Raw genomic sequence first — 11273 nt, 5'->3', positions numbered from 1 at the left:
GGTTATTTGAAATTGGAGCGGGAAACGAGATTCGAACTCGCGACCCCAACCTTGGCAAGGTTGTGCTCTACCAACTGAGCTATTCCCGCATCACAACGCTATTTATTATCAACATACGGTTTCACGCCGACATGTTATAAATAGCAACAAGAAATGGCGTCCCATAGGGGGTTCGAACCCCTGTTACCGCCGTGAAAGGGCGGTGTCCTAGGCCACTAGACGAATGGGACGTGATCTTGCAAATAACCCCTCATCGAAGGATGGCGCGCATTTTATAGAGGGTTCAAAAAACTGTCAACTCCTTTTTTCCTTTTCTTATCAGAAACTTCCGTCATTTTGATAAGAATGGCACACCTAACGTTTTAGATTGCAGCATGTAGCAAGCGTAAGCCCAAGGCACACAAGTCATATTAACGACTTACCTCCAAAGCCATTGCCTTATGAATCAAGGCGTAAGCAAGGTATATTTCAAATAACTTTTTAAGTTTTCTCTCTATCAGCCGACAAAGGAGATATACAAATGGATATAACGCCTTATATTCAGATATAGTAGAGCATTGGCTGTATACCTAAAATACAAAAGCTTAGGATAAAGGGAACCTGGAATGTCATCAGTGATCATTCTCGGCGTTGTGCTTTCGTTAGCACTGGGCCTAATTTTTATTGTTTACTCAAAACAGTCTGCTGAAAAGAGACGTATTGAACATATACGTCATCTTCGGGCGCTAGGCGATAGAGCAAGAAATCTAATGTTCCTAATGGAAGAAATTCCGGCTCATTATCTAGACCAGAATATGCGCGTCTTTCTAGCTCGCAGTATTGTTGAGCTTTTCCAGCAGCAATACGACGCAGAGCAAGACAGCAAGGTGGCGAAGAATCTAGAGAATGCAAACCGGATGCTCGAGTTTGCCTCCAATAACAAAAACGTATCTGCGGTTCCTGTCACCGATATCCAAACAGCGAATAACGTACGTCGTAATCTTAAGATGTTGCACAAGCACATCACCGTGCAATACCAAGAGAAGAAAATCTCGCACGCGGCGGCTCAGGGCTTCCTTAAACAGCTCCGTAAGGCCTTCACTCAAACTATTATCGAAGTTTACGCATCTTCTGGCAAAAAAGCAGAACGCGAATCGAAGCCTAAAATTGCGGCGCTACACTATCGCCGCGTTATTAGCGAGATGGGTAAAAACAACCAGTCCGGTGATTATACCGACCAGATTCTTGCTGTTAAAAAACGTATCGATGCCCTAGATGAAGCTGCAAATAAACAAGAGCAACAAGAGCGTTTAGAAGGCCAAAAAAGTGACCAGTTGACCACAGAGCTTGAAAAAATGGTTGAAGAAGAAGATCAATGGAAGAAAAAACAGGTCTATGATTAATCATCTGTTTTACGACTAGGAGCTTCTCAATATGTCACAAAATATATCAAAGAAAACATCATCAAGCTCTACAGAAAAGCCAGTGCAGAGCAACACTCCGGCCAATTCATGGCAAGATATTTTAACGCCAGAACAATATGATATTTGCCGCTGCGGAGGCACTGAGCCGCCGTTTTCAGGCAAATATTATGACCACCACGAAGTGGGGCAATATTTATGCCTGTGCTGCAAAAGCCCGCTATTCGATTCAGCAACCAAGTATGAATCAGGCAGTGGTTGGCCTAGTTTTTATCAAGCGATAAATAACACCGCCGTAATAGAGCACACCGATTATAGTCATGGAATGAGCCGCACTGAAATACTCTGCAGCCAGTGCGATGCTCACTTGGGCCACGTTTTTCCTGATGGCCCAGAGCCAACGGGTCTACGCTATTGCACCAACTCGGCGTCTTTAGACTTTATCGCCAACGACAACGCTCATAACGACAACGCTCATAACGACACCTCTCATAACGACATCCCCCATACCGATGCTACCGACTAAATCCCCCTCAACCCGATTAAACTACTGATTAAGCGGTATCACCTTGGTATAATTCGGCCTTTTGCCGCATTGATCTAAGTTACCGGTCTAAAAAAAGCGGCTTAGTGTGTTTTAACGAGGTAAGAAAGCTCTATGGCGATGTTAGGTTGGTATCCCGGACACATGAACAAGGCGCGTCGCCAAATTAAAGACGCTCTGCCTGAAATTGATGTCATTATTGAAGTACTGGACGCTCGCCTTCCGTACTCTAGCGCCAACCCTATGCTTAATGAGATACGGGGTAACAAACCCTGTCTTAAAATCTTAAGCCGAGATGACTTAGCAGATCCTGCAATCACCAAGCGTTGGATTCAACACTTTGAAGAACAGCATGAAACCCGCGCCATCACCGTAACCACGACCGAAGTTGGTACGTTAAAACGAATCCCCAAGATCGTGAAAGAGATGTCTGGCCCTGTCCGTAAAGACCGCCCTGTACGCGTCATGGTTATGGGCATCCCTAATGTTGGTAAATCAACATTAATTAATAGCCTAGCCGGTAGGAAAGTTGCCAAAGTTGGTGATGAGCCTGCGGTCACTAAGCGCCAGCAAAAAATAGCCCTACCATCAGGTATCGCCATAATCGACACACCGGGAGTTCTTTGGCCTCGTATTGAAGATCAGAAAAGCGCCTACCGCTTAGCAACCTCAGGTGCGATCCGTAATACTGCCGTTGACTACCTTGATATTGCGATGTTCGCCGCTGATGAGCTTTTAATTCGCTACCCCAAACCTTTGGCAACCCGTTATAAAATGAAAGAGCTGCCAAAAACCCCAGAAGATGTACTCGCCTTAATTGCCAGCAAACGGGGAGGCTTAAGAGCCGGTGGAGAAATTGACTGGCACAAAGCGTCAGAAGTACTACTTAATGATTTACGCCAAGGCCATCTAGGGAGACTTTCATTGGAAACCCCTGAAGATATTCCAGAGCCTATTGAAATCGACGAAGATGAACCAAGCTCAGACGAGCCTCATCATCAGCAATAACGTCCACCGTCATAAGTAATCAATGGGCACTATCGTTTAATAACGACAGCGCCCTATAACAATAATCTGATGTATCTGGAAAGATAGGGAAAGATAGAGCTTATTACCGCCCTTGCCAACACGGTGAGCGCTTCGTTAAAAATGCTTCAACACCTTCTTGGGCATCATAAGCTAGCATATTCTCGGTCATCACTTGGCTGCAGTGATTGTAAGCATCCGCCTGATTCATATCCCGCTGTTGATAAAAAGCCTGCTTACCCACTTTTAAGGTATAAGATGATTTCGCAGCAATCAGCATAGCGATTTGATCCACCCGTTGATCTAAATCTTCAGGGGCAACGGCTTCGTTAATTAAACCAATGGCCTCTGCTTTTTCAGCAGAAACCATCTCACCGGTTAACAGCATAGCCATAGCCAGCTTAGGGTGTATCGCTCGGGTGAGTGCCACCATAGGGGTTGAGCAGAATAAACCAATATTGACACCTGGCGTCGCAAAACGAGCATTATCCGCGGCATAAGCTAGATCACAGGTTGCCACTAACTGACACCCTGCGGCTGTTGCAATACCATGAACCTTAGCAATCACAGGCTGCGGAATACTTTGGATACAAGCCATCAAGTCCGCACAGGTTGTAAACGTTTCCTGATAAAAAGCTTCCGTACCACCTTCTTTCATCTCTTTTAGGTCATGGCCTGCACAAAATCCTTTACCACTACCAGATAGCACTACCGCTTTGATGCTTTTATCCTGCGCAATAGTTTCCAAGCTTTGAATCAGACTTTGCATACAACCTAAAGATAATGCGTTATAGGCAGAAGGCCGGTTTAAAGTTAAATAACTAATGCCCTCATTATCTTGACGAATAACCAAGCAGTTTTGAGTTTCTTGTTCTAATTGTTCCACAGTCATAAAACGTCCTTTTTGTTGTTAGATTTGTTTTTTTCAGTAAAACAGCACATCAATTCGTAAAAAAAAACCAGTCGTCAGACTATTCCTCTATTTATCAGCTTACCAAAGTGGGATAAATTATTTAATATGACTATCGGTTAAGTAACCTAGGCAATCAATACTGCCCTATCCATACACCTACCCCGCTCAACGGAACCCGTATGCAAACCATCAAAAAGTCCACAAAACTGAACAACGTATGTTATGACATCCGTGGACCTGTCCTTGAAGAAGCCAAACGAATGGAAGAGGAAGGTCACCGTATTCTTAAATTGAATATTGGTAATCCCGCCCCATTCGGCTTTGAGGCACCAGAAGAGATTCTGCAGGATGTTCTTTATAACCTGCCCAACGCCCAGGGTTACTGCGAATCTAAAGGTTTGTACTCGGCCCGTAAAGCGGTCATGCAGGAGTGTCAGCGTAAGAAAATTGATAACGTTTCCATTGAAGATATTTATCTAGGTAACGGTGTCAGTGAGCTTATCGTCATGGCAACCCAAGGCCTGTTAAACGATGGCGATGAACTGCTAATTCCAGCACCTGATTATCCGTTATGGACCGCAGCCACCCGCTTGGCCGGTGGCCGTGCCGTACACTATATCTGCGATGAACAGTCGGACTGGTATCCTGATATTAATGATATTCGCAGTAAAATCACTGAGCACACCAAAGGCATTGTAATTATCAATCCGAACAACCCTACTGGCGCGCTTTATCCTGAATCCCTTTTGTTAGAGATTATTCAGGTTGCCCGCGAGCATAACCTTGTTGTTCTAGCCGATGAGATCTACGACAAAATTCTATACGACGAAGCAAAGCACATTTCTATTGCAGGCCTTGCTGATGACGTACTGTTTTTAACTTTTAACGGCTTATCAAAATCCTACCGCGTGGCAGGCTTTCGTTCAGGCTGGATGATTATCAGCGGTAATAAGCGCCATGCTGAAGACTTTATTGAAGGCTTAAGTATGCTGTCATCAATGCGCTTGTGTGCCAATGTACCCGCTCAACATGCGGTACAGACAGCCCTAGGAGGTTACCAAAGCATTAACGATCTTATTCTGCCCGGTGGCCGCTTAAAAGAACAGCGTGATCTAGCTTGGGAGATGCTCGATAGTATTCCCGGTGTTAGCTGTGTAAAGCCCAAAGGTGCGCTATACCTTTTCCCTAAATTGGATATTAAGCGTTTTAATATTCATGATGATGAAAAGTTTACCTATGACCTGCTCAAACAAGAAAAACTATTGGTTGTTCAAGGTACGGCCTTTAATTGGCCGGAACCCGATCATTTCCGCATAGTCTCACTGCCTTACGTTGATCAGCTTGAAGATGCTATTAACCGTATTGCTCGTTTCTTGAGTAAATACAGTCAGTAAGCCAAAATAAATCAGTAGATCAAACAAAGATGGCTGTTCGTTTCTGCGAAAAAAACTTCAAAAATACTGAAAAGGTGACAGAACTCTGTCACCTTTTTTGAATCAAAATACACACCACATAATCACATAATAATGAGGTTATCAAACCTCATGATTAGCGCGCACCCTGAACAGATGACGTTTGCCCTTGCAAGGGAGCATTTCGCCCCCACCCTCTGTAACAGGTTAACTTTGATGGAGAACTCGCCAAAATGATGCGTATCGGACTATTCCTTTTAACAAACTTGGCTGTGCTTGTAATCGCAGGTATTGCACTTAGCCTACTAGGGGTAGGCAGCTACAATGCAGGCGGAGGTCTGAATTTGACCAGCCTGCTAATTTTCTGCGCTATTTTCGGCATGACAGGTTCATTAGTATCCCTGTTTATGTCCAAAACTATTGCAAAGATGAGCACCCGTACTCAAGTGATCAGCCAGCCTCAGAACGAAACAGAAGCTTGGCTGCTAAAAACGGTGGCAGAGCTATCCAAAAAGGCCGGAATCAAAATGCCGACAGTGGGTATCTTTCCGGCAATGGAATCGAACGCCTTTGCTACGGGGTGGAATAAAAACGATGCTCTCGTATCCGTTAGCGCGGGTTTGCTACAGCGTATGAGCCAGGATGAAGTCCGTGCCGTACTAGCCCACGAAATCGGCCACGTTGCTAACGGTGATATGGTGACATTGGCACTGATTCAAGGCGTGGTGAACACCTTTGTTATGTTTGTCACCCGAGTTGTGGTTTATGCTATTGATCGCTTTACAGCAAACGAAGACGGTGAGGGTGGACTGGGCTGGATTGCAGAGATGGGATTAACCATCGTGCTTGATATCGTGTTTGGCATACTCGCATCATCAGTTGTCGCTTGGTTTAGCCGCCAACGTGAGTTCCGCGCCGACCAAGCCGGTGCAACATTAGCCGATCGCCAATCAATGATCTCAGCGTTGCAACGCTTAAAAGCAGAGTCTGGCGAAGAAAGCATGATGAAAGGCTCAATGACGGCTCTAGGTATCTCTGGTGGTAAAATGTCAGCAATTTTTGCCTCTCACCCTCCTCTTGATGACCGTATTGCGGCATTGCAGCAAGGCCGGTAATCCGTTGACAATTGAGACACGCCTCGTAAAACGAGGCGTGTTTAAGCCTATAACCAATGACTGTAATTAAGAACGGTAAAACGTCTAACCTAAACGTTTAGTCCCTAAAATTTTGATACTGCAACGGAATATCCAACTCCAATTGACGTAAAAATGCGATAGCCTGTTGCAAGTCATCCCGTTTTTTACCCGTGACACGAACCTGCTCACCTTGCACAGCGGCTTGCACTTTTAGTTTTTCGCTTTTAATCATTTTGACAATTTTCCGTGCATTGTCACTATCAATACCTTCATGCAAAGTAATGGCTGCGCGGGCTGTTTTACCGCTTTCTACCACGTCACTTACTTCCATGCACTTGGTATCTACATCACGGCGAATCAGCTCCGCTTGTAGCATTTCGACCATTTGGCGCACCTGAAAATCTGATTCTGCGATGGCATCAACTACATTTTCTTTACGCACAAATTTTGCATCAACGCCTTTAAAATCAAAGCGATTTTTAACCACTCGGTTGGATTGATCAACGGCATTTGTGACCTGATGCATATCCAATTCTGACACTACATCGAAAGATGGCATGTTTAGCTCCTTAATAATTATGCTTGCAGGTATTATACTTGCGCCCCTGTTTCTGCCAACTGGATAAATTGAATGAGTCAAACACACTGGACGGTATTGGGCGCGGGTTCCTTAGGCTGCCTTTGGGCGGGCTATCTGAATCAGGCAGGATATCCTGTTACTTTACTCCATAGAAAGGGGGTTGCAGCGCCGGAGTCTCTTAGCTTAACGCGCTATAACGCCGTACAGGCTGAGTCTTTTCACGCACATTTAACGACAGCTCCAGACTGCCTTGAAAAATCGATTAGTCGATTGGTTGTAGCAACTAAAGCACAGGATGCACTGGCGGCGGTGGCGGGTATTGCTCATGCGCTAACCGATAATGCGGCCATTATTTTGTTACAAAATGGTATGGGCGCGCAGCAAGCCATTGCAGAAAAATACCCAGACCATCCTGTTATTGCTGTGTGTATTACCGATGGTGCGTACCGTACAGATCCCGGTCATGTTATTCATGCAGGGCAAGGTATAAGCCGTGTGGGGGCGATGAACGCTCTGGGAAAAGCCGTTCAAGCAGACCTGGTTAACGAGTTATCAAAAACGGATCTTGTCATCGAAAGTTGTGATGATATTAATCAGGCTCTGTGGAATAAATTGGCAATTAATATTGCGATTAATGGCTTAACAGCCCTGTATCAATGCTTGAACGGTGAGTTAATTCAGCCAGAGCGTTATCGGCGGGTAGAGCGTTTATGTGCAGAAACAGAATCAATTATGCGGGCGTTACAGTTAAAATTGCCCGATAACGGGCTGTTAAGTCTAGCCCGTGATGTTATTGCCGGTACCGCTCAAAACCGTTCTTCTATGCTGCAAGATACACTAAAAGGAAAAATCACCGAGATTGATTATATTAATGGCTTTCTGATTGATCAGGCAAACCGACTGGGTATTGCGGTTCCTGAAAGCCAAATTATTTTTGATGAAGTAAAGCAGTGTTTTAATCAGCCATCTTCAAAGGGTGTTGTTTGACTCAGTTGTTCAAGCTGATGAAGCCCTTTTTCAACGATGCTTTTTGCCAGCTTGAACAATGCTGGGTGTCCTTGCTTTAATACTTGAAGCATGGCGTATTTTTCAGGGAGATAACGTGCTGCAAACTCAGGGTCACGGTCTGCAATGGTATGAGTATTATCAATAATATCGGCAAGCTTGATGGTTTTTGCCCGAATATCAGCTTGCCGTAGTTGTTCTCTGTCGAGTAATTTACGTTCAGCCCGAGCCAGCTCTGATCCGTGGGGGCCGGAGGTTAATTGATCGACTAAGAGCGCAACATCGTCACCAAACAGTTGGCGTATCTCTTCTATATTAACATCAGTGTCTTCTACAACATCATGCAGCCACGCTGCGGCTAATACCTCCGGCTGCGACAAAAACTCTGACACCCGTTCGGCAACAGCCTGAGGATGAACAATATAATCTTCATTCGTATAGCGGCGAATTTGTTCATGACGACCATGAGCATCTGTTGCAAATTGGCGCGCTTTTTCCACCAAAGGGTGCGTCATCGACGAGGATTGCTTCGATTGAATCGTTTTCTTTTTAGTCACCATAAGAACCTCCTAAAAGGCTTTTTGTGAATGACGGTTATCAGTGAGCAGAACGGATAGAGCAACTCCTTTTACTCTATCTGTATAAGCCCATTAAATCGGCTCTTTTTTTCTACTCGGCATTTCTATCCTGTGTTTCTACCCCGTATTGCGAAGCCCAGCCGCGATGCCCGCCATCGTCACCATCAATGCTTGCTCTACCTGAGCATTACCAGCGTTAGATCGATCCCGCTGTAAAAGCTCTGCTTGCAGTACATGCAAAGGGTCAATATAGGGGTTGCGCACTCTAACCGCTTCAGCAATCAGTGGCATATGCTCCTGTAGCTCTTTACGGTCACGAATCTGTATAACGGTTTGTTTCAGCTCATTTAAACGAGCCCGAAGCGTTTCACCGATAGGCATTAAGTTGGCTGGCACTAGTTTTTTCTCATAGTAACGAGCAACATTGGCATCCGTTTTGGTCAGCACCATTTCAAGCATGTCCATATAGGTACTAAAAAACGGCCAAGAATCCATCATCTCTCGAATCAGAGGAAGTTCGCCATTATCTAAGGCTTCCGCCAGAGCTTTATCACTGCCCAGCCAAGCGGGTAACATTAGTCGGATCTGAGTCCAAGCAAAAATCCAAGGAATTGCCCGTAGGCTTTCTACGCCACCGTCAGCGCGTCGCTTAGCAGGACGACTGCCCAACGGAAGTTTTGCCAATTCCTGTTCTGGGGTAATTGCCCGAAAGTAAGGCACAAAATCTAGTGTATCACGGACCTGATGACGGTAGCTGTTCAGGGCCCGTTCAGCCAACAGGTTCATCTCCTGTCGCCACTGACCTTTTACTGCCGGAGGTGGCTGCAAGGTTGCCTCCAGTACCGCAGAAACATAGATCTCCATACTACGTTGAGCAATATCCGGTAGACCAAATTTAAAGCGAATCATCTCCCCTTGTTCTGTTACGCGCAAACTACCGCTGACGGAGCCCGGCGGTTGAGCCAAAATAGCCGAACGAGCAGGGCCACCACCACGACCAACAGTACCACCGCGACCATGAAATAGTGTTAGATGGACACCGTGTCGCTTACAGACCTTAACCAGCTCTTCTTGCGCGCGATACTGCCCCCATGCTGCCGCTAGCTGCCCAGCATCTTTGGCGGAGTCAGAATAGCCAATCATGATTTCTTGTTCGCCCTGAATTTGATCCTGATACCATTCAATACGCAATAAGCTACTGATAACCTCCGATGAACGATCTAAGTCATCCAGGGTTTCAAACAGAGGGACAACTTTCATCGGGAAAGGGCAGCCGCACTCTTTTAAAAGCAGATGCACGGTTAATACATCAGAGGCATGGTGCGCCATAGAGATGACATAACTGCCAAGGGCTTCTTCAGACTGCTGCGCCACAACGCGACAGGTATCAATAACCTCTTGCACCTCAGCGGAAGGTTTCCAGCCATGGGGAATGAGGGGCCGACAACTGCGCAGCTCAGTTAATAAAAACTGCTGACGGGCAGCCTCATTCCATTGTTCATAATCACCTAAATCAAGGGCATGACACAGTTCAATCATCACGGCTTCATGGCGTGAGGAATCCTGACGAATATCAAGCTTAAGAAGGTTGAGGCCAAAGCAGCTCGCCCTTCGCAAGGTATCCAGTAATGAACCTTTGGCAATCCGCTCCATACCGCACTCAATTAAAGAGTGATAGCAGAGTTTCAGGGGTTCTCTTAGCGCTACTGTTTCAAACAGCAAACGGTCTGGCGGTGATGAATGAAAGCCTTGATGATCACATTGTTCTTTCTGGTTAAGATGTTCTAGTTGATCTTCAATCCACTCTTGGGTCTCTTGTAAACGGCGCCTTAATTGTCGCAGCAAAGTGCGATAGGGCTCTTGGGTTTCTTCACCAACATGGGCCCGTAACGCTTGATTGCACTGCCACATCGAGAGTTCATTTAAAAGATGATCAATATCTCGAAGATAAAGATCAGCGGCCATCCAGCGTGATAATAGTAGAACTTCCTGTGTGACTGCAGCCGTTACATTAGGGTTGCCGTCGCGGTCTCCCCCCATCCAAGATGCGAAGCGAATAGGTGAGCAATCCAGAGGCAAAGAGCGACCGGTCGCCTCTTTCAGGCCTTGATTCAAATGACGATAAAACTCAGGCACCGCTTGCCAAAGTGAGTTCTCAATCACGACAAAACCCCACTTGGCTTCATCGACAGGGGTTGGCCGCTGATGCCTAATCTCATCGGTATGCCAAGCTTGTTCAACAAGTTGGCGAATACGGGCCTCAATTTTTTCCCGTTGATCCAGATAAAGATCGCCATTCTCAAGCTTGTTTAGGTTATCGGAGATGCCGTCGTATTTTTGAATAAGGGTACGGCGGCTAACTTCCGTCGGGTGTGCGGGTAGTGTTCAAAAGTCTGTGTCACCCCTATAGTTAACCCTCTACAGGGAGTGACACATTATGTCCGATAAATACGAAATCGACATTCAGGCCTTCGCTAAGGCTCTTCAGTCCGGTCAGGGACTTAATGGTAAAGATGGCCTTCTGACACCACTGATTAAACAGATTACCGAAGCGGCCTTGGGCGCAGAACTCGATGAGCATATGGCTCAGGATGACCAGCCCAACCGTAAAAACGGTACCTCCCGTAAAACAGTTAAAACAGCCTCTGGCTCGTTTGAGCTGGACACACCCCGTGACCG

The 11273-nt window shown here is 45.9% G+C and carries 10 protein-coding genes, 2 tRNA genes and 1 pseudogene; 7 read left to right on the top strand and 6 right to left on the bottom strand.

Annotated features, from left to right (window positions below):
* Positions 1-13: 13 nt before the first annotated feature.
* A tRNA-Gly gene (locus tag G517_RS0114580) sits at positions 14-89 on the bottom strand.
* Between the two features lie 65 nt (positions 90-154).
* Positions 155-230, bottom strand: a tRNA-Glu gene (locus tag G517_RS0114575).
* A 375-nt stretch (positions 231-605) separates the two neighbouring features.
* Between G517_RS0114575 and G517_RS0114570 the strand changes: the two genes are divergently transcribed.
* The 3 genes from G517_RS0114570 to ylqF all read left to right on the top strand — a co-directional run bounded on the left by G517_RS0114570 (position 606) and on the right by ylqF (position 2952).
* Positions 606-1382, top strand: a complete 777-nt coding sequence (locus tag G517_RS0114570) for a hypothetical protein (RefSeq protein WP_028305018.1) — start codon at positions 606-608, stop codon at positions 1380-1382.
* A gap of 31 nt (positions 1383-1413) precedes the next feature.
* A complete protein-coding gene (gene msrB / locus G517_RS20560) occupies positions 1414-1926 on the top strand; it encodes a peptide-methionine (R)-S-oxide reductase MsrB (protein ID WP_084632295.1) in 513 nt (170 codons plus the stop codon).
* 138 nt (positions 1927-2064) lie between these two features.
* Positions 2065-2952, top strand: coding sequence for a ribosome biogenesis GTPase YlqF (gene ylqF, locus G517_RS0114560; protein WP_028305017.1), 888 nt, complete (start codon positions 2065-2067; stop codon positions 2950-2952).
* Positions 2953-3055: 103 nt separating this feature from the next.
* Here the strand turns inward: ylqF and G517_RS0114555 are convergent, their stop codons facing one another.
* On the bottom strand, positions 3056-3862 hold the full coding sequence (locus tag G517_RS0114555) for an enoyl-CoA hydratase (RefSeq protein WP_051206453.1): 807 nt from the start codon (positions 3860-3862) through the stop codon (positions 3056-3058).
* A 200-nt stretch (positions 3863-4062) separates the two neighbouring features.
* Between G517_RS0114555 and G517_RS0114550 the strand changes: the two genes are divergently transcribed.
* Together G517_RS0114550 and htpX are read left to right on the top strand one after the other, a co-directional pair.
* On the top strand, positions 4063-5277 hold the full coding sequence (locus G517_RS0114550; protein WP_028305015.1) for a pyridoxal phosphate-dependent aminotransferase: 1215 nt from the start codon (positions 4063-4065) through the stop codon (positions 5275-5277).
* A 251-nt stretch (positions 5278-5528) separates the two neighbouring features.
* Positions 5529-6410: a protease HtpX gene (gene htpX, locus G517_RS0114545; protein ID WP_028305014.1), complete on the top strand. Its 882-nt coding sequence runs from the start codon at positions 5529-5531 to the stop codon at positions 6408-6410.
* Positions 6411-6507: 97 nt separating this feature from the next.
* Here the strand turns inward: htpX and G517_RS0114540 are convergent, their stop codons facing one another.
* Positions 6508-6990: a YajQ family cyclic di-GMP-binding protein gene (locus tag G517_RS0114540; RefSeq protein ID WP_028305013.1), complete on the bottom strand. Its 483-nt coding sequence runs from the start codon at positions 6988-6990 to the stop codon at positions 6508-6510.
* Between the two features lie 72 nt (positions 6991-7062).
* Between G517_RS0114540 and G517_RS19405 the strand changes: the two genes are divergently transcribed.
* Positions 7063-7998 carry a ketopantoate reductase family protein gene (locus G517_RS19405; protein ID WP_051206452.1) on the top strand — a complete coding sequence of 312 codons (936 nt, stop codon included), beginning with the start codon at positions 7063-7065 and terminating at the stop codon, positions 7996-7998.
* Here the strand turns inward: G517_RS19405 and G517_RS0114530 are convergent.
* Both G517_RS0114530 and ppc read right to left on the bottom strand, forming a co-directional pair.
* Positions 7971-8576 carry an HD domain-containing protein gene (locus tag G517_RS0114530; RefSeq protein WP_211224308.1) on the bottom strand — a complete coding sequence of 202 codons (606 nt, stop codon included), beginning with the start codon at positions 8574-8576 and terminating at the stop codon, positions 7971-7973. The two genes, G517_RS19405 and G517_RS0114530, sit on opposite strands and share 28 nt — an antisense overlap.
* 135 nt (positions 8577-8711) lie before the next feature.
* Positions 8712-10976, bottom strand: a pseudogene (gene ppc / locus G517_RS19400) (phosphoenolpyruvate carboxylase); the annotation flags it as partial.
* 55 nt (positions 10977-11031) lie between these two features.
* Here ppc and G517_RS19395 point away from each other — a divergent pair.
* Positions 11032-11273: transposase (locus G517_RS19395; protein WP_036591766.1), on the top strand; the 242-nt coding region annotated here is incomplete at its 3' end.

This window comes from Oceanospirillum maris DSM 6286 (assembly GCF_000422865.1).
GTDB lineage: Bacteria > Pseudomonadota > Gammaproteobacteria > Pseudomonadales > Halomonadaceae > Oceanospirillum > Oceanospirillum maris.
Note: the sequence above shows the minus strand (reverse complement) of the source record. Positions and strands in the feature narration are given on the sequence as shown.

What these genes read in the sequence shown, in the direction of transcription:
- G517_RS0114570 (WP_028305018.1), top strand. Translation starts at nt 606, where the DNA reads ATGTCATCAGTGATCATTCTCGGCGTTGTGCTTTCGTTAGCACTGGGC.
- msrB (WP_084632295.1), top strand. Translation starts at nt 1,414, where the DNA reads ATGTCACAAAATATATCAAAGAAAACATCATCAAGCTCTACAGAAAAG.
- ylqF (WP_028305017.1), top strand. Translation starts at nt 2,065, where the DNA reads ATGTTAGGTTGGTATCCCGGACACATGAACAAGGCGCGTCGCCAAATT.
- G517_RS0114555 (WP_051206453.1), bottom strand. Translation starts at nt 3,862, where the DNA reads ATGACTGTGGAACAATTAGAACAAGAAACTCAAAACTGCTTGGTTATT.
- G517_RS0114550 (WP_028305015.1), top strand. Translation starts at nt 4,063, where the DNA reads ATGCAAACCATCAAAAAGTCCACAAAACTGAACAACGTATGTTATGAC.
- htpX (WP_028305014.1), top strand. Translation starts at nt 5,529, where the DNA reads ATGATGCGTATCGGACTATTCCTTTTAACAAACTTGGCTGTGCTTGTA.
- G517_RS0114540 (WP_028305013.1), bottom strand. Translation starts at nt 6,990, where the DNA reads ATGCCATCTTTCGATGTAGTGTCAGAATTGGATATGCATCAGGTCACA.
- G517_RS19405 (WP_051206452.1), top strand. Translation starts at nt 7,063, where the DNA reads ATGAGTCAAACACACTGGACGGTATTGGGCGCGGGTTCCTTAGGCTGC.
- G517_RS0114530 (WP_211224308.1), bottom strand. Translation starts at nt 8,576, where the DNA reads ATGGTGACTAAAAAGAAAACGATTCAATCGAAGCAATCCTCGTCGATG.